This is a genomic window from Rhizobium sp. NLR16a, from assembly GCF_017948245.1.
GTDB lineage: Bacteria > Pseudomonadota > Alphaproteobacteria > Rhizobiales > Rhizobiaceae > Rhizobium.
Genome location: NZ_CP072867.1, coordinates 1 through 18,313, shown reverse-complemented (window position 1 = coordinate 18,313; position 18,313 = coordinate 1). Strand labels below are relative to the sequence as shown.

General features: G+C 61.9%; 16 protein-coding genes and 2 pseudogenes. 10 read left to right on the top strand and 8 right to left on the bottom strand.

The window, feature by feature from the left end:
- Positions 1-51: 51 nt before the first annotated feature.
- Positions 52-318 (top strand): hypothetical protein, encoded by a 267-nt coding sequence (locus tag J7U39_RS22375; protein ID WP_004668299.1) that lies wholly within the window; start codon positions 52-54, stop codon positions 316-318.
- Positions 319-357: 39 nt separating this feature from the next.
- Here the strand turns inward: J7U39_RS22375 and J7U39_RS22370 are convergent, their stop codons facing one another.
- The 3 genes from J7U39_RS22370 to J7U39_RS22360 form a co-directional block, all read right to left on the bottom strand.
- Complete coding sequence (locus tag J7U39_RS22370) at positions 358-762, bottom strand: helix-turn-helix transcriptional regulator (RefSeq protein ID WP_184458547.1); 405 nt, start codon at positions 760-762, stop codon at positions 358-360.
- A 263-nt stretch (positions 763-1,025) separates the two neighbouring features.
- Entirely contained in the window at positions 1,026-1,862 is an 837-nt protein-coding gene (locus J7U39_RS22365; protein WP_210632443.1) for an amidohydrolase, read from the bottom strand.
- A gap of 88 nt (positions 1,863-1,950) precedes the next feature.
- Complete coding sequence (locus tag J7U39_RS22360; protein WP_210632442.1) at positions 1,951-2,736, bottom strand: IclR family transcriptional regulator; 786 nt, start codon at positions 2,734-2,736, stop codon at positions 1,951-1,953.
- A 299-nt stretch (positions 2,737-3,035) separates the two neighbouring features.
- On the opposite strand from J7U39_RS22360, the gene J7U39_RS22355 reads away from it, so the two are divergent.
- The gene (locus tag J7U39_RS22355) at positions 3,036-3,770 is read left to right on the top strand and encodes an SDR family oxidoreductase (protein WP_210632441.1); all 735 of its coding nucleotides are present in this window, start codon (positions 3,036-3,038) and stop codon (positions 3,768-3,770) included.
- Between the two features lie 75 nt (positions 3,771-3,845).
- Complete coding sequence (locus tag J7U39_RS22350; protein ID WP_210632440.1) at positions 3,846-5,123, top strand: L-fuconate dehydratase; 1,278 nt, start codon at positions 3,846-3,848, stop codon at positions 5,121-5,123.
- Between the two features lie 59 nt (positions 5,124-5,182).
- On the opposite strand, the pseudogene J7U39_RS22345 reads toward J7U39_RS22350, so the two are convergent.
- The 5 genes and pseudogenes from J7U39_RS22345 to J7U39_RS22325 form a co-directional block, all read right to left on the bottom strand.
- A pseudogene (locus J7U39_RS22345) lies at positions 5,183-6,060 on the bottom strand (NAD(P)/FAD-dependent oxidoreductase).
- Between the two features lie 591 nt (positions 6,061-6,651).
- Positions 6,652-7,200 carry a sarcosine oxidase subunit gamma family protein gene (locus J7U39_RS22340; RefSeq protein ID WP_210632439.1) on the bottom strand — a complete coding sequence of 183 codons (549 nt, stop codon included), beginning with the start codon at positions 7,198-7,200 and terminating at the stop codon, positions 6,652-6,654.
- Positions 7,193-10,147 (bottom strand): sarcosine oxidase subunit alpha family protein, encoded by a 2,955-nt coding sequence (locus tag J7U39_RS22335; protein ID WP_210632438.1) that lies wholly within the window; start codon positions 10,145-10,147, stop codon positions 7,193-7,195. The genes J7U39_RS22340 and J7U39_RS22335 overlap by 8 nt, the downstream gene beginning before the upstream one ends.
- The gene (locus J7U39_RS22330; RefSeq protein ID WP_210632437.1) at positions 10,144-10,425 is read right to left on the bottom strand and encodes a sarcosine oxidase subunit delta; all 282 of its coding nucleotides are present in this window, start codon (positions 10,423-10,425) and stop codon (positions 10,144-10,146) included. The genes J7U39_RS22335 and J7U39_RS22330 overlap by 4 nt, the downstream gene beginning before the upstream one ends.
- 13 nt (positions 10,426-10,438) lie before the next feature.
- Positions 10,439-11,689 carry a sarcosine oxidase subunit beta family protein gene (locus J7U39_RS22325; protein WP_210632436.1) on the bottom strand — a complete coding sequence of 417 codons (1,251 nt, stop codon included), beginning with the start codon at positions 11,687-11,689 and terminating at the stop codon, positions 10,439-10,441.
- Positions 11,690-11,775: 86 nt separating this feature from the next.
- Here J7U39_RS22325 and J7U39_RS22320 point away from each other — a divergent pair, with 86 nt between their 5' ends.
- The 7 genes and pseudogenes from J7U39_RS22320 to J7U39_RS22290 all read left to right on the top strand — a co-directional run.
- Positions 11,776-12,735, top strand: coding sequence for a GlxA family transcriptional regulator (locus J7U39_RS22320; RefSeq protein WP_210632435.1), 960 nt, complete (start codon positions 11,776-11,778; stop codon positions 12,733-12,735).
- A 79-nt stretch (positions 12,736-12,814) separates the two neighbouring features.
- Positions 12,815-13,498: a helix-turn-helix domain-containing protein gene (locus J7U39_RS22315; RefSeq protein ID WP_210632434.1), complete on the top strand. Its 684-nt coding sequence runs from the start codon at positions 12,815-12,817 to the stop codon at positions 13,496-13,498.
- A gap of 89 nt (positions 13,499-13,587) precedes the next feature.
- Complete coding sequence (locus tag J7U39_RS22310; RefSeq protein ID WP_210632433.1) at positions 13,588-14,493, top strand: glutamine amidotransferase family protein; 906 nt, start codon at positions 13,588-13,590, stop codon at positions 14,491-14,493.
- Positions 14,494-14,562: 69 nt separating this feature from the next.
- On the top strand, positions 14,563-15,249 hold the full coding sequence (locus J7U39_RS22305; RefSeq protein WP_210632432.1) for a GXGXG domain-containing protein: 687 nt from the start codon (positions 14,563-14,565) through the stop codon (positions 15,247-15,249).
- Between the two features lie 14 nt (positions 15,250-15,263).
- A complete protein-coding gene (locus J7U39_RS22300; RefSeq protein WP_210632431.1) occupies positions 15,264-16,592 on the top strand; it encodes an FMN-binding glutamate synthase family protein in 1,329 nt (442 codons plus the stop codon).
- Positions 16,593-16,672: 80 nt separating this feature from the next.
- Complete coding sequence (glnT, locus tag J7U39_RS22295; protein ID WP_210632430.1) at positions 16,673-17,980, top strand: type III glutamate--ammonia ligase; 1,308 nt, start codon at positions 16,673-16,675, stop codon at positions 17,978-17,980.
- Between the two features lie 89 nt (positions 17,981-18,069).
- Positions 18,070-18,312 (top strand): annotated as a pseudogene (locus tag J7U39_RS22290) (ACT domain-containing protein); the annotation flags it as partial.
- Position 18,313: the final 1 nt, after the last annotated feature.

The window sequence follows — 18,313 nt, the reverse complement described above, 5'->3', positions numbered from 1 at the left end:
TGATGCAGTGGTGATGGAATCTGAGGCTTCACGGCCAAAGGGGCGGGAACAATGTTTGAACAACATAATGAAGGTACAGGCAGTGAATACGCAAGGATCTTCCGGCTGCTGTCGGCAGCCAAGGAGGAGGCTGAAAAGCTTCAGCTGCGTAATCTGATGCACCTGACGAACATGGCACTGCTGCAGGTCGTAATCGATTGGGACGGCATAGATCCGGACAGGGAGCTTGACGTCAACCTCGAGAAACTGCTCGGCAGCAAGGCCAAGATCGCAATGAAGGACGCTAGCGAGAATCTGATCCTGATCGATCGCCATTGACCTTCATGCCGCCGTTAGGATCGCGTGAAGGAGATCCGGCTATTCGGCCGCTTCACCGTCGGCCTGTTCGGTGTGGGCGATTGCCTGAACAAGCTTCAGGATCTTCTTGCGAAGCGCTTCGTTTTTGATCGAGAAGAACGCCGCGTTCAAAAGGACACCCTCGCGCGAAATAACGAATTCCTCGCTGGGAGCGGGGTTGTCGTTAGCCGTTTCAGGGGTCGACAGGTCGTCGAAGAACGTCCTGACGTCGACATTCAGCGCACCGGCGATTTCTACCAGCATGCTGGCGGAAACGCGGTTGGAGCCTTTTTCGTATTTCTGGATCTGCTGAAACGTTACGCCAACACGGTCGCCCAATTCCGTCTGCGAAACTTTGCGCAGCAGACGCTGTATGCGGATCGTCTTTCCGACATGAACATCCACTGCGTGCGGTTCTTCTTTCATTTTGTTTTCCCTCCTGAGGACACGGACATGAGGTTATTCGCCATATCCGTGTCTGACAACTTGTACCTGAGACACACAAAGCTAGCAATTGTTTGGCTGTAAGTCGTCCCAAACCGAAACATTGCATCGCTTCATATTAGCAGCAGCAAAAAACATGCCAAAGTAGCACTTTTGGGGGGTACATCATCCGATTTCAGGGTGTCGAGCATGGTGGTTTGCTGCGGCCCTTCCAGCCAAAGGATCGGGACGGCCTAAACAAAATGTTACAATGACCAGAGGCGCTGGGCATTGTCGAAGAGCAGCTTGGAGCGTTCCGCTTCGCTGCTGCTGGCGAGCACCGCATGCGTGGCGGCAACCCAGGTGGAAAGGCCGCCGCCGAGCGTGCAGACCGGCCAGTCGCTGCCCCACACGACACGATCCCAGCCGAATTTTGCGATCACATGTTCGATATAGGGCGTCAGCGTCTGGGCTGTCCATGTCTGCGCATCCGCATAAGCGACGACGCCTGATATCTTGCAGATCACGTTCGGCCGGCGGGCGATCTCCGATATCCCGGCTTTCCATGGCTCGAAAGCATTGGAGCGGATATCCGGCACGCCGCAATGATCGAGGATGAACTGCACGTCGGGCGCGAGATCGATGAGAGCGGTGACGTGACCGGCCTGATGCGGCAGTGTGCAGAGGTCGAAGGTCAGGCCGCTGCCACCGATGCGCCGGATGTTGTCTCGAAACAGGACACTTTCCGAGACGGTGTCGGGGACGACATGCAGCACGCGGCGGAAGCCTTTGACGAAGGGATCGGCCTTCTGCCGCTCGAGATAGGCGGCAAAGCCTTCCTCCTCGGGACGGCAGGAGACAATCGCCCCAGCAATCAGGTTGCCTTGCCTTTTGGCGAGAGAGGCAATGTGGTCGGTCTCGGCCTGCATGACGGCCGGATCGACATCGACCTCCATATGCAGCGCCGTCGTAATGCCGCAGCGCCGCGCCTCGGCCGCATAGGTCTCATAGAGAAAGTCATGATCGAGAGCCGGCACGCCGGAGAGCCAGGGATAGGGAAGCGCCGACCGGTCGATAATGTGCAGGTGCGTGTCGATGAGCACGTTTTCCTCCTCCAGAACTGGCTTTGCCGCACCCTATTTCTCGTGAATGGATTATTCAAATAGAAATTCCCGAGATCCTCCCACCTTTTCAGCCGGAATTGAAGACATCCGCCCCGGCCAGCAGCGAAAGCTGAGTGGCGGTCTTCTGCACCAGCGTGATCGTCTGGGTGATGTCGGGGGCGGACGGCGCGTTGACAAGGGCGATGAAGGGGCAGGTCAGGGCGGCGATGCAACGCCGATCCGGCCCGAGAACGGGCGCCGACAGATTATAGACGCCCGATGTCTGGGCGCTTGCCATCATCTCGTAGCCGCGCTCGCGGATCTGGTCGAGACGATCGTAGAATTCGGCACCGAGGTCGATCTCGGCGCGGTTGCGCGCATGTTCCGATATCATCATCTCCCGCTCCTCGTCGCTGCGGAAGGCGAGCAGCACATGCCCCGAGCCGGTGTCGAACAGGCTGATATGGGCGCCGATGCGGATCGAGAAGCCCCAATAGTCCGGTGCTTCCTGCTGGGCGATGACAACCGCGGCGCCACGATCGAACACGGCGAGATGATTGGCCTGGCGGGTGCGCTGGGCAAGGTCGCGCATCAGCGGCGTGGCATAGGAGGCAAGCCGGCGCACAGGCGCATGCAATTGCGCAAGGCCGAAGAGCTTCAGCGTCAGCGAATAGCGATCGCCATCCAGCCGGGTGACGTAACCGCGACGCACCAGCCGGTCGAGCATGCGATAGAATTCGTTGGGGCTGCGGTCGAGCCGCTTGGCGATCTCCGCCTGGGTCAGGCCGCTGTCGACGCCGGCGAGCAGCTCCAGGATATCGAGACCCTTGTCGAGGGCAGGAGCGCGGTAGCGGTCTGACTCGTCGGTCTCCATTCTTTCCTCCTGTGAATATTATTCTGCATATACGCAGAACCAAGGCCGGAAAAGGAAAACTTCACGCTTGACCCTTGGCCCATCGTCTGTTTGTCTATAAACAGACAAATCATAACTGAAGACAACCGATCAGCGGAAACGACGAGAGGCGAGGCTTCATGCCCACCCTAGGCCGGCCGAAACGCGTAAAGAGAGAAAGTGGCAGGCCTTGACGGACGAGCTATTCCATCACCGCTCGGCCTTCGGCAAGATAACCGCATGCATCGTCTCATGTAGACAATCCAGAAGAGGCCCGTGACATGACAAACAGACTTTCCGGCAAGACCGTTCTCATCACCGCGGCCGGCCAGGGCATTGGCCGGGCGACGGCGGCAGCCTTTGCCGCGGCCGGCGCCAAGGTCCATGCAACCGACATTAATACCGATGCGCTGGCGACCGTTGCCGCGGAAACCGGCGTCTTCACGCATAAGCTCAACGTGCTCGATGGGAATGCGGTCGCGGCGCTCGTCGCCGAAATCGGCACTGTGGACGTTCTGTTCAACTGCGCCGGCTTCGTCCATGCCGGCTCGATCCTGGAAATGCCGGATTCCGATCTCGAATTCGCTTTCGATCTAAACGTCAAGGCGATGATCCGCACCATCCGGGCGGTGCTGCCCGGCATGCTCGAACGCAAGGACGGGTCGATCATCAACATGGCCTCCGTCGCCTCCAGCATCAAGGGCGTGCCGAATCGCTTCGCCTATGGTGTCACCAAGGCGGCGGTCATCGGCCTTACCAAATCGGTCGCCGCCGACTATGTTGCTCAAGGCATTCGCTGCAATGCCATCTGCCCCGGCACGGTGGAAAGTCCATCCTTGCAGGACCGCATGCGAGCCCAGGGCGATTACGATGCGGCGCGCGCCGCCTTTATCGCCCGCCAGCCCATGGGCCGGCTCGGCTCGCCGGAAGAGATCGCCGATCTCGCCGTCTATCTCGCCGGCGCCACCTACACATCCGGTCAGGCGATCGCCATCGACGGCGGCTGGACGATCTGACGTCAGCCGGTCGATCGGCAGATAACCGGCCGATCCGGCTATCGCAAGTGGCCCCATAAATCGGGAGGAACAACAATGACCCGCATCACCGACCTTCGCGTCTTCGATCTCCGCTTTCCCACCTCGCAAAGCCTGGATGGATCCGATGCGATGAATCCCGATCCCGACTATTCGGCCGCCTATGTCATCCTCGACACGGATGTCCCAGGCCTTGCCGGCCATGGCTTGACCTTCACCATCGGCCGCGGCAACGACATTTGCTGCATGGCGATCGAAGCGATGCGCCACCTCGTCGTCGGCGCCGACCTCGGCGAGGTGCTTGCCCATCCCGGCAAATTCTGGCGGCATCTGACCAGCGACAGCCAGTTGCGCTGGATCGGCCCGGAAAAGGGCGCCATTCACCTTGCAACCGGCGCGATCGTCAACGCCGTCTGGGATCTGCTCGCCAAACAGGCCGGCAAGCCGGTCTGGCGGCTGGTCGCCGAGATGTCGCCGGAAGAGATCGCCGATATCGTCGACTACCGCTACCTCACCGACGTGCTGACGCGTGACGAAGCGGTCGCTATCCTCAAGAAGGCGGAAGCCGGCAAGGCGGAACGGGTCGCCACCCTCGAAAAGGAGGGCTACGCCTGCTACACGACCTCGGCCGGCTGGCTGGGTTACGAGGACGAGAAATTACGCCGGCTCTGCCAGGAAGCGATCGATGCCGGCTTCAACCATATCAAGATGAAGGTCGGCCGCGATCTCGAAGACGATATCCGCCGTCTGAGGATAGCCCGCGAAGTGATCGGTCCCGATCGTTACCTGATGATCGACGCCAACCAAGTCTGGGATGTCGATCAGGCGATCGACTGGGTCAAGGCGCTTGCTTTCGCCAAGCCCTTCTTCATTGAGGAACCCACAAGCCCCGACGATGTCGCCGGCCACCGCAAGATCCGCCAGGCAATCAGCCCGGTGAAGGTCGCGACCGGCGAGATGTGCCAGAACCGCATCATGTTCAAGCAGTTCATTGCCGAGGGCGCGATCGACATCGTCCAGATCGATTCCTGCCGTATGGGAGGGCTGAACGAGGTCCTATCCGTCCTGCTGATCGCCGCCAAGTTCGGCCTGCCGGTCTGGCCGCATGCCGGCGGCGTCGGCCTCTGCGAATATGTGCAGCATCTGTCGATGATCGATTACATCGCGGTATCCGGCACCAAGGATGGCCGCGTGATCGAATATGTCGATCATCTCCATGAACACTTCCTCGACCCCTGCCGGATCGACAACGCCGCCTATATGCCGCCCACCCTGCCGGGCTTCTCCATCGAGATGAAACCGGCCTCGATCAGCGGCTACACATTTCGAGGCTGAGGAACCAGCGCCGGTGGCGCGCTCGTCCCGCCAGAACCCGGAGAAGGAATTCGCGGCTCTCAAACCAGCATCGACTGCTGGGCGAAGATACCCGCCATCGCGCCTTGCCATGATGCCGTGGTGACCGAGGGCATTCCGGGATTGGCGAGGTCGCCGGCGGCGTAGATGCCAGGCATGCTGGTCTCGCGGCGCTCATCGACCTTGAGGGCGATGCCGCTGGGCGTATCGACTGTGGCGAGGCCCAGTGATTCATGCAGACTGGCGGACGGTTTGTTGCGCGGATGGGCGAACAGGATGTCGACCGCGACATCGGGGCCGGTATCGAGTTTGACGGCGGCGCTGTGGCCCCCGTGATGGACGATCCCGGTGATCCGGCCCTCGACGACAGGTATGTTGCGAGGTGCGAGATCGGCCCGGATATCGGGCGGAATGTCATGACCATCGGCGAACAGCGTCAACCTGTCGGTCCAATCGTGGAAAAGCCTGGCCTGATTGTGCGACTGCCGGCCGGACCAGACGAGGCCCCAATGCTGGCCGGCGACTTCAAAGCCGTCGCAATAGGGGCAGGGCACGATGGAGGTGCCCCAGCTTTCGGCAAAGCCCGGAACATCAGGCATCTGGTCCACGATGCCATAGCTCAGGATCACGCGGCGCGCCGTGAGGCTTTCGCCATCGCCAGTGAGGACGGAGAAGTTGTCGATGCCGCCGGAGACACTTTCGGCCGGGCACTGACGAGCTTGATCGTGGGATAACGCGCCAGCTGCCGCCGCGCCTCGGCCAGGATGTCCAGCGGCGGCTTTTAGATTCAGGTTAGAAAAGCCTCCCATCATTTCTCGCCCCTCGACATATCCGTAAATTCAACCTGCCCGCGAGCACCGAACGCCACTGAGAGAGCAAGGGGGGCCGCCGAAAGCGGTTTCTTAACCTCGCACCCAATAAAGAAGCTCACATCTGGAAGCTGATCGGTTTCTGATTTTTCGATTCTGAAGCAATTCGCAAACTGTAGTCGATCAACCTCCCCAAATTCGGCAAGGTATTTCTTTAATATATCTATTGTCTGTCCTTTCGGGCTCTTATGTGACTGGAGAGATCCGCCGTATATATAAATAACCACAATACAAAATACGAAGGATACTACTATCCTGCGATATAGAGTCTTACCAGACTGAAGGTTCATACTGTGCCTGTAGATGCGACTGATTTACGATGGCCCTACCTTCCCTAGCTCCGGTGTAAACCTCAAGTCAACTTGCTTAGATCTGCAAAGTAACACACGAGCTCGTTGGCTAGCGGCTATGTTCACACATCTAACATCTTCCGCCCCGAACGGACCTTTACCGAAACAGCAGATTTTTTGCCGGCGACCCCGTGAACTCGATCTCCACGGCCTAACAATTTCGCCGCCATCCTCTCCACTGTAGCGAATTCTCGTGTGGGCTCGATGGTCAACGGCTGCGTGCCATCGCACCGAAAAGTTGAACCTTCCAGCTAATTTGGGTTAATAATCGATCTTTGTGCCGGTACGGCCCTATGCGCCACCGTCCTTTTCAGCGCTCGCCGCCATATGATTAAGCTCGTCCCAGAGGCTTTCGGCGAAGCTGCGCAGAACGGTGAGTTCGAAGCTGTCATCGCCGGTGCGGGCGATCTGTACGGAGATGTGACCCATCATGGTCATCGCCGAACTGCCTTCCGCAAAGACGGCGGGATCGAGATCGACTGCGGTGCCCTTTGAAAGAAGCACGCGCGAAGACCCTCCGGAAATGCCGATGCGGACGCGACCGTGGCTCTGGTCCATGACGAAGGCCTTTCCAGCAAGGGCCGCCGCAAGCGCGTCCAGACCGGCAGGCGAGAGCGGCTCGTCGCCGGCGACGAACCATTGGCGGAAGCCGGCCTTGCGGATCGAACTTTTCGCAAGGCCTATCTTCGCCAGTTCGGCGGCAAGTGCGGTCGGCTCGATTGCGCCGAGCACGTGCAGGAGATGGCCCTCCGGCAAAGCTTCCAGCCGGAGGCCGGGTCCTGCCATGCCGCTATATCTGGCTCCTGCGAGAACCGGTCTGTGCTGGGGAAGTTCAGGCATGGAGCTTCTCGTTTTCGGGATCGATGAAGACGGGATGGCAGAGCACCGCATCGGTGATTTCGTTGCGCAGGCCGTTCCAGACCGTCACCTTTTCGCCGATGCGCTCCGGCCCGCGCCGGACGAGCGCCAGGCCGATCGTATGGCCGAGGCTCGGCGAGAAGGCGCTCGAGGTGACATAACCCTGGTCGTTTTCGAGCGTCGCCGCTGCGCCCTCGGCAAGGATATGCGAGCCGGTGCGAAAGCCGCTTGCCGGATTGAGCGGCTTGACACCGACGAGGCGCGGGCGCTCGGGATCCTGCAGGCCTTCGCGGGCGAGCATCGCCTTGCCGATGAAATCCGGCTTGGTCGATGAAACCATGCGGCCGAAGCCGAGATCGCCTGGGGTGACCGTGCCGTTGATCTCGGCATGGGTGACGTGGCCCTTTTCGATGCGCATGACACCGAGCGCTTCCGCGCCATAGGCTGAGATGCCGTGCTTCTCGCCTGACGCCATGATGGCATCGGCAACGCTTTCGCCGTAGCCGGCCGGCACCGCCAGCTCGTAAGCCAGTTCGCCCGAGAAGGAGATCCGGAAGAGCCGGCCTTCGAGGCGGCCTGCAAATAGCGACACCTTGCGGGCGCTCATGAAGGGGAAGGCCGCATCGGAAAGATCCTCGTCGACGATTTCCGAGAGGATCGCGCGCGACTTCGGCCCGGCGACGGCCATCTGCGCCCATTGATCGGTCGAGGAGGCGAAGTAGACGTCGAGTTCCGGCCACAGCGTCTGGGCGCAGAATTCGAGATGGGTCAGCACGCCGGCGGCCAGCGCCGTCGTCGTCGTCATGAAGAAGTGGTCGTCGCTGAAGCGGCTGGTGGTGCCGTCGTCATAGATGAAGCCGTCCTCGCGCAGCATGATGCCGTAGCGCGCCTTGCCGACCGCCAGCTTGGCAAAACCGTTGCAATAGACGCGATCGAGGAAGGTCGCTGCATCCTTGCCGAAGATTTCGATCTTGCCGAGAGTCGAGACGTCGCAGAGGCCGGCATTTTTGCGGATGTTCAGCACCTCGCGGTCGACGCTTTGACGCCAGGTCGTTTCGCCGGCGCGCGGGAACCAGGAGGAGCGGTACCAGAGGCCGGTTTCGACGAAGACCGCGCCGTTCTTTTTCGCCCAGCCATGCAACGGCGATTTGCGCGCCGGCTGGAAATCCTTGCCGCGCGATGCCCCCGTCAAAGCGCCGAAGGAGACAGGTGTGTAGAAGGGACGGAAGGTCGTCGTGCCCACCTCGGCAGGCGAGACGCCGCGCGCCTCGGCAAGAATGCCGATGGCGTTGATGTTGGAAAGCTTGCCCTGATCGGTCGCCATGCCTGATGTGGTGTAACGCTTGGCAAGTTCGACATGGCCGTAACCTTCGCGGACGGCGAGGCCGAGATCTTTGAGATGCACGTCGTTTTGGTAATCGACGAAAGCCTTGCCCTTCGAACCTTTGACGGACCAGAGCGACTTCGTGCGCTGAGCCGTGTCGGTGGCTGAGGCAAAGGCCGGTTCAGCTGCGAAACCGATCGCGTTCAGGGCAGCGGCCGCCTTTGCCGCTCCATCACCGAGGCAGGCTGCAGTCTGCGCAAGGCCGGCAGCCGCGCCGGCAACGGCAAGACCATCCTGCGCAGCCGGCGCCAGAAACGCCGCAATCTCGTTCGACCATTGCGGTTTGCCGCCGCGATGGCAGGCAAGATGGATGACAGGGCTCCAGCCCCCCGACATGGCAAGTGCATCGGCTTCAATCCGGCGAATGCCGTCTTCGGCTTTAACGCTGACGCCGCGCAGACGCCGGCCGCCATGGGCATCGATAATCCGCGCGCCCCTCAGCACCTCGGCGCGGCCCGGCCAGTTCTTGCCGCCGTCGGGGCGGCTGTCGGCGATCGCCGCAACTCGAAGGCCGGCGGATTCGAGGTCAGCGGCGGTGTCATATCCGCTATCGTTGGTGGTGAAGATCACCGTGCCTCGGCCCGGCGCGACCGCCTGCCGGTTGAGATAGCTACGCATGGCGCCTGACATCATCACGCCGGGAATATCGTTGCCGCCGAAGACCAGCGGCCGCTCCTCGGCCCCTGTCGCCAGGATCGCCTGGCGGGCGACGATGCGCCACAATCGTTCGACGGGGCCCTCGGGATCGGGCAGCGCCACATGCTTCTGCACACGTTCGACGGCGCCGAAGACATTGTCGTCGTACCAGCCGAACACGGTCATGCGCGGCAGGCGGCGCACATTCGAAAGCCCTTCGAGTTCGGCCAGCAACTCGCCGAGAAGGGCGTCCGCCGGCTTGCCATCGACGGCGCCATTGTCCGAGAGCAGGCTGCCGCCGAGTTCGGGTCCTTCGTCGGCGAGGATGACGCGCGCGCCGGCGCGCCCGGCCGTCAGCGCCGCGGCGAGGCCGGCAGGGCCGGCGCCGATCACCAGCAGGTCGCAATGCGCCCAGCATTTCTCATAGGCATCGGGATCGGCTTCGTAGGAGGCGCGGCCGAGGCCCGCCGCCTTGCGGATCACCGGCTCGTAGAGCTTTTCCCAGAGGGCTGCCGGCCACATGAAGGTCTTGTAGTAGAAACCGGCGCTGAGGAAAGGCGAGAGCAGGCCGTTGACCGCACCGACATCGAAACCGAGCGAGGGCCAGCGGTTCTGGCTCTTGGCCGTCAGCCCCTCATAAAGCTCGATCATCGTCGCGCGTGTGTTCGGTTCGGTGCGCCCGCCGCTGCCTGTCGTCACCAGCGCGTTCGGTTCGGCGGCCCCCGCCGTCAGAATGCCGCGCGGGCGGTGATATTTGAAGCTGCGGCCGACGAGCTGGATACCGTTGGCCAGCAGCGCCGAGGCGAGCGTATCGCCCGAATGGCCTTGCAGCGCCTTGCCGTCGAAGGTGAAGCCGATTGTCCTGGCCCGGTCGATGCGGCCGCCGGAGGAAAGACGAAAGCTCGTCATGCCGGTTCTCCGCCGAGCTTGGCAAGGGCGGCATCCCTGACGCCGTGGACCTTATGGGTGACGGTATCGCGCTCGACGATCAGCCAGCGGCGGCATCCGGAGGAATGGTGCCAATATTCGCTATGCCGGCCCTTCGGATTGTCACGCAGATAGACATAGTCGTACCAGACATCTGCGCCGGCATCCGGCGCCGGCCGGACAAGGTTCGCATCGCCGCGGATCGAGAATTCCTCCTTGGGCCGGACGCCGCAATGAGGACATGAAATCAGGCTTGCCATCGTCTAAATGTCCTCAATGCAGGTTGGGCTGGGCGCCGACGCCCTTTTCGTCGATAGGGTAGCCGCGCGCGAAGCGGTCGAGCCGGAAGGCGCGCGCCGTCTGGTGCGGCGTGTTGCGGGCAATCAGATGGGCGTAACAGAAGCCGGAGGCGGGCGTGGCCTTGAAGCCGCCGTAACACCAGCCGGCGTTGAGATAGAGATTGTCGATATGGGTACGGTCGATGATCGGCGAGCCGTCCATGCTCATGTCCATCACCCCGCCCCAGGAGCGCAGGTAGCGCAGGCGCGACAGCGACGGGATCATCGCGATCCCGGCTTCGGCCACATGCTCGACGGTCGCGAGATTGCCGCGCTGCGCATAGGAATTGTAGCCGTCGATATCGCCGCCGAAGACCAACCCGCCCTTGTCGGACTGGGACACATAGAAATGCCCGGCCCCGAAGGTGACGACATGGTCGATGAAAGGTTTCAGCCCTTCGGAGACGAAGGCCTGCAGCACATGGCTTTCGATCGGCAGGCGAAAGCCGGCCATATCGGCGACGACGGTGGAATTGCCGGCCGCCGCCAGCGCCAGCTTGCCGCAGCCGATGAAGCCCCTGCTGGTCTCGACACCGGTCACCTTCCCGTTTTCGGTGCGGATGCCGGTGACTTCGCATTGGGTGATGATGTCGACGCCGCGGTTGTCTGCGCCGCGGGCATAACCCCAGGCGACCGCGTCGTGGCGCACCGTGCCGCCGCGCGGCTGGTATAGACCACCCATGACGGGGAAACGGGCATTGTCGAAATCGAGGAACGGAAGCTTCTTGCGCACCGCCTGCCGGTCGAGCAGCTCGGCATCGACGCCGTGCAGCCGCATGGCGTTGCCGCGGCGCGTATAGGCGTCGCGCTGCGCGTCGGAATGGAAGAGGTTCAGTACGCCGCGCTGCGAGACCATGGCGTTGAAGTTGAAGTCTTGCTCCAGTCCTTCCCAGAGCTTCATCGACAGTTCGTAGAAGGGATTGTTGCCCGGCAACAGGTAGTTCGACCGGATGATCGTGGTGTTCCTGCCGATATTGCCGGAGCCGAGATAGCCCTTTTCGAGCACGGCGACATTGGTGATGCCGAACTCCTTGGCGAGATAATAGGCGGTGGCAAGGCCGTGACCGCCGCCGCCGACGATGACGACGTCGTAATGCGGCTTCGGCGCCGGATCGCGCCAGGCGGGCGCCCAGCCTTTGTTGCCGCGAAGGCCGTTCAAAAAAATCGAAAGAGCGGAATAGCGCATGGGTCACCCGGAAAGAACGGAAGCATGATGCCAGAAAGAAGCGGGCAGACTTGCACAATAGGGACATGAATCGCTAAGAAATGGACATGTCCTCACTTGATAGCAGAAATGTTCAGACGATCGGCTTCATCCTGGTTCCTGGATTTGCGCTGATGTCCTATGCCTCGGCAACGGAGCCGTTGCGGGCGGCAAATTTGCTGGCGGGCCGCGAGATCTATCGGCTACAGATCTTCTCGCCGGATGGCGCATCGGCACTCTCTTCCTCCGGCATCAGCGTACCCGCCGAACCTCTGCCCGTCAGAGGCTCGGGGCTCGGAACGGCCTTCGTCTGCGCCGGCGGTTCGCCGCGCGACTGGCGATATCCCGGCGTGCTTGCCTGTTTGCGGCAGCTGTCGCGCGAAGGTGTGAGGATCGGCGGCATCTCGGGCGGTCCCTATCTAATGGCCGCCGCCGGACTGCTCGGCGGCCGCGACTTCACCATCCATTGGGAGCATGCGGCAGCCCTTCTCGAAGCCTTTCCGGATCTCACGCCGCGCCAGGCACGCTTCGTGATCGACGGCAACAGGATTACCTGCGGCGGCGGCATCGCTCCACTTGACATGATGCATGTGCTGATCGCCGAGCGCATGGGCCCGGATTTCGCCCGTCGCGTCAGCGACTGGTATCTTCACACGGAGGTCAACGAGCCGGCAGCACCACAGCGTGCGTCGCTTGCCGAGCGCTACGGTGTCCACCACCCCGGCTTGCTCAGCGTTCTCGAACGAATGGAGGAGACGATCGAGATGCCGCTCGAGCGTGCCGCCATGGCGCGGATCGCCGGCGTCACCACCCGCCATCTCGACCGGCTGTTTGCGGCCCACCTCGGCACCAGCTTCCTCGATCAATACCACAGGATCAGGCTGCAGCATGCCCATCGCCTGCTGAAGCAGAGCCCGCTTTCCGTCTCGGAGATCGCGGTTGCCACCGGCTTTTCCAGCCTCAGCCATTTTTCCCGGATGTTCCGTAGCGCCTACGGCGTCACTCCGCGTGAGGCGCGGCGGGAATAGTTTTCTTCACGGTTGAGGAAATTTCACTATGACGATAGGATTGCATCCGAACAAAAGCGCAGGCGGCAGGGGAAAATCCATGAAATCCAAGCGAGAAGCGGCGGAGCAGCCGGAACAGCCGCATGGCGGCCGTGCTGCCTTTTCCCAGGACCCGCACGCCGTTCGGGAACCGAAGGAAAACAACCTCGAAATGGCAATCGGCCATGAGGTGCGCGCCTACCGCAAGAAACTCGGCATCACCGTCACCGATCTCGCGGCCGCGACCGGCATTTCGCTCGGCATGCTGTCGAAGATCGAGAACGGCAATATCTCGCCGTCGCTGACGACGCTGCAATCGTTGTCGCGGGCGCTCGGCGTGCCGCTGACCGCCTTTTTCCGCCGCTTCGAGGAGCCGCGCAATGCCGTCTTCGTCAAGGCGGGGCAGGGCGTCGAACTCGAACGGCGCGGCACCCGCGCCGGCCACCAATATAATCTGCTCGGCCATATCGACAACAATACCAGCGGGGTCATCGTCGAGCCCTATCTGATCACGCTGACGGCCGATTCCGACATCTTCCCGACCTTCCAGCACGAGGGCATGGAGTTTCTCTATATGCTCGAAGGCGAGGTGGTCTACCGCCACGGCGACCAGCTTTTCCAGATGCAGCCGGGCGACAGCCTGTTCTTCGACGCCGATGCGCCGCATGGGCCGGAACAGTTGGTGAAACTGCCGAGCAAATACCTGTCGATCATCAGTTATCCCCAGCAGAGCTCGCGGAGCTGAATTGCCTTAGAGGAAAACTTTATTCTTCCCAGTTGATGTCCCGATAGAGACCTGCTACTCCTTTCTCAACATGAACGGAGGCACGCGCCATGTGCGGCATTGTAGGACTGTTCCTCAAGGACAAGAGCCTTGAACCCCAGCTCGGGAATCTGCTCTCGGATATGCTGATCACCATGACCGATCGCGGCCCGGACTCGGCCGGAATCGCGATCTATGGCGGCTCCGCAGCGGGCAAGGCAAAGATCACCGTCCAGTCCAGCAATCCAGGGGCGGACTTCGAAGGCCTCGCCGGCGACCTGGAGAAAGCCGGCATCAAGGCCCATGTGTGGATCAAAAGCACGCATGCGGTCATCGAGCTCGATGCTTCCAAGCTTGCAGAGGTGCGCGAGGCGCTCGAACGGATCCGCCCGGCAGTCCGCCTCATGGGCTCGGGCGAAAGCGTCGAGATCTATAAGGAAATCGGCCTTCCCAAGGACGTCGTGGCGCGCTTCGGCGTCCGCGCGATGAGCGGAACCCACGGCATCGGCCATACCCGCATGGCGACCGAATCCGCCGTCACCACGCTCGGCGCCCACCCGTTCTCGACCGGCGCCGACCAGTGCCTGGTGCACAACGGTTCGCTGTCCAACCACAACAATCTGCGCCGCGAACTGGTGCGCGAAGGCATGACCTTCGAGACGCAGAACGATTCCGAAGTCGCCGCCGCCTATCTGACGGCCGAAATGGCCAAGGGCAAGGATCTCGGCCAGGCGCTGACCGGCGCGCTTGACGATCTCGATGGCTTCTTCACCTTCGTCGTCGGCACCAAGTCCGGCTTCGGCGTGGTGCGCGACCCCATCGCCTGCAAGCCCGCCGTCATGGCCGAGACCGACCAGTACGTCGCCTTCGGTTCGGAATACCGCGCGCTGGTCAATCTTCCCGGCATCGAGAATGCCCGTGTCTGGGAGCCGGAGCCGGCAACTGTCTACTTCTGGGATCACGACAAGGCCGCCTGAGGGGCGCCTGAAAGCCAAGAGGCGGCGCAGACCGCCTCCCGGACAAACGAGGCTTCCAACGAGGAATCAATGCCCACATTCGATCTTTCCAGCACCCCTCTTCGCGAACTGAACAGCGCGCTGCACGCTCTTTCCAAAGGCGCCAACGACACTGAGTTCGAGGTCATCAACCCGCGCGGCAGCCATGCCGTCGCCGTCGGCATCGACAGCCCAGTGACGGTCGCTGTCAGGGGATCGGTCGGCTATTACTGCGCCGGCATGAATGACGGCGGCAAGGTGACGGTTCATGGCTCGGCCGGTCCGGGTGTTGCCGAAAACATGATGTCCGGCACCGTCGTCATCGAGGGCGACGCCAGCCAATATGCTGGCGCGACCGGCCGGGGTGGCCTGCTGGTCATCAAGGGCAATGCCGCGTCGCGCTGTGGCATTTCGATGAAGGGCATCGACATCGTCGTTCATGGCAGCATCGGCCACATGTCGGCCTTCATGGGCCAGTCCGGCCATCTCGTCGTGCTAGGCGACGCCGGCGATGCGCTCGGTGATTCGCTCTACGAAGCCAAGCTGTTCGTCCGCGGCGAGGTCAAGAGCCTCGGCTCCGACTGTATCGAGAAAGAGATGCGGCCGGAGCATCTGGAGAAGCTTGCCGAACTCCTCGACAAGGCGGGGGTGACGGACGTCAGACCCGAAGAGTTCAAGCGCTACGGATCGGCCCGCAAGCTCTACAATTTCAACATCGACAACGCCGACGCATACTGAGGCGAGGGACACTCATGAGCTATCACAACCCCTATACCCCGCCACGCAAGTCCGCGACTTTCGACGACTACACACTTGCCGAAATCCGCCGCGCGGCGGCGACCGGCATCTATGACATCCGCGGCGCCGGCACCAAGCGCAAGGTTCCGCATTTCGACGACCTGCTGTTTCTCGGCGCCTCAATCTCGCGCTACCCGCTCGAGGGTTACCGCGAGAAGTGCGACACGACTGTGGTGCTCGGCTCGCGTTTCGCCAAGAACCCGATCACGCTGAAGACGCCGATCACCATCGCCGGCATGAGCTTCGGTGCGCTGTCCGGCAACGCCAAGGAGGCGCTCGGTCGGGGTGCGACGATCGCGGGCACGTCGACCACGACGGGCGACGGCGGCATGACCGATGAAGAGCGCGGCCATTCGCAGACGCTGGTCTACCAATATCTGCCCTCGCGCTACGGTATGAACCCGAAGGACCTGCGCCGTGCCGACGCGATCGAAGTCGTGGTCGGCCAGGGCGCCAAACCCGGCGGCGGCGGCATGCTCCTCGGCCAGAAGATCTCCGACCGCGTCGCCAATATGCGCAACCTGCCGAAGGGCATCGATCAGCGCTCGGCCTGCCGCCATCCGGACTGGACCGGCCCCGATGATCTGGAAATCAAGATCATGGAGCTGCGTGAGATCACCGATTGGGAAAAGCCGATCTACGTCAAGGTCGGCGGCGCGCGTCCCTATTACGACACCGCTCTTGCCGTGAAGGCCGGCGCCGATGTCGTCGTGCTCGACGGCATGCAGGGCGGCACGGCGGCGACGCAGGACGTCTTCATCGAGAATGTCGGCATGCCGACGCTCGCCTGCATTCGCCCGGCCGTGCAGGCGCTGCAGGATCTCGGCATGCACCGAAAGGTGCAGCTCATCATATCAGGCGGCATCCGCTCGGGCGCCGACGTGGCGAAGGCGCTGGCGCTCGGCGCCGATGCGGTCGCGATCGGCACGGCGGCGCTCGTCGCCATCGGCGACAATGATCCGCGCTGGGAAGAGGAATATCAGAAGCTCGGCACCACGGCCGGAGCCTATGACGATTGGCACGAAGGCAAGGATCCGGCCGGCATCACCACCCAGGACCCGGAGCTCGCAAAACGCCTGGACCCGGTTGCGGCCGGCCGCCGTCTCGCCAACTACCTCAAGGTCATGACGCTCGAGGCCCAGACGATCGCGCGCGCCTGCGGCAAGAACCACCTGCACAATCTCGAGCCGGAAGACCTCGTCGCGCTGACGATCGAGGCATCGGCCATGGCGCAGGTGCCGCTCGCCGGCACCAACTGGATTCCCGGCAAGGGAGGCTTCTGATTTCTACCGGCCGGGCCAAAGTCCCGGCCGTCTCATCTCCATAACCAAAGTGTCTCGAAGAAATCCAAAGGGGAACGAGAATGACACTGGACCTTGCTGCTTTTGCGAGAGACAAAGGCATCAAATATTTCATGATCAGCTACACCGACCTGTTCGGCGGCCAACGCGCCAAGCTGGTCCCGGCGGAAGCCATTGCTGACATGCAGAAGGATGGCGCCGGTTTCGCGGGCTTTGCGACCTGGCTCGATCTGACGCCGGCCCATCCGGACCTGTTTGCGGTTCCCGATGCCTCCTCCGTCATCCAATTGCCCTGGAAGAGAGACGTCGCATGGCTCGCCGCCGACTGCGTCATGGACGATCAGCCTGTCGAACAGGCGCCGCGTGTCGTGCTGAAAAGACTGGTGGCTGAAGCTGCGAAGGAGGGGCTCCGGGTAAAGACCGGCGTGGAGCCCGAATTCTTTCTCATCTCTGCTGATGGTTCGGTGATTTCAGACGAGTTCGATACCGCCGAGAAGCCTTGCTACGACCAGCAGGCCGTGATGCGTCGGTACGATGTCATCGCCGAGATCTGCGACTATATGCTGGAACTCGGCTGGAAGCCCTATCAGAACGACCACGAGGATGCGAACGGCCAGTTCGAGATGAACTGGGAATATGACGATGTCCTGAAGACGGCGGACAAGCACTCCTTCTTCAAGTTCATGGTCAAGTCGGTCGCCGAAAAACACGGTCTTCGCGCCACCTTCATGCCGAAGCCCTTCAAGGGCCTGACCGGAAACGGCTGCCATGCCCACATCTCGGTCTGGGACATCGACGGCAGGGTCAACGCCTTCGCCGACAAGGAAATGGCCTTCGGCCTCTCCGCGCAGGGGAAAACCTTCCTCGGCGGCATCATGAAGCACGCTTCGGCGCTTGCTGCCATCACCAATCCGACGGTCAATTCCTACAAGCGCATCAATGCGCCGCGCACGACCTCAGGCGCGACATGGTCGCCGAACACCGTGACGTGGACGGGCAACAACCGCACTCACATGGTGCGCGTGCCGGGGCCCGGGCGCTTCGAGCTGCGCCTGCCGGACGGTGCGGTCAATCCATATCTCTTACAGGCGATCATCATCGCGGCCGGCCTCGACGGCATCCGCAGCCAGGCAGACCCCGGCCAGCACTATGATATCGATATGTATGCCGAGGGACACCTGGTGAAGGACGCGCCGCGCCTGCCGCTCAACCTGCTCGATGCGCTGCGCGCCTTTGATGCCGACGAAGGCCTGAAGGCGGCAATCGGGGCTGAGTTTTCCTCCGCCTATCTCAAGCTCAAGCACCGGGAATGGAATGCCTACTGCTCGCATTTCACCCAGTGGGAACGCGACAGCACGCTCGATATCTGAGCAGCCGGACCGACGTCTTCGCCATGCCGGGTTGGACAGCTCGGCATGACCGGACTCTCTATACCTGAAAGGGTGAAGGAAGAGACAGCATGAAGAGCTTCGTACTCACCGTATCCTGCAAATCGACGCGCGGCATCGTTGCGGCGATTTCGAGCTATCTGGCCGACAAAGGCTGCAACATCATCGACTCCAGCCAGTTCGACGATCTCGATACCGGCAGGTTCTTCATGCGCGTCAGCTTCATTTCGGAAGAGGGACTGTCGGGCTCCGCCATCAGCGCCGATTTTGCCGCCGTCGCCGCGCCCTTCGAGATGGATTACGACTTCCACGACA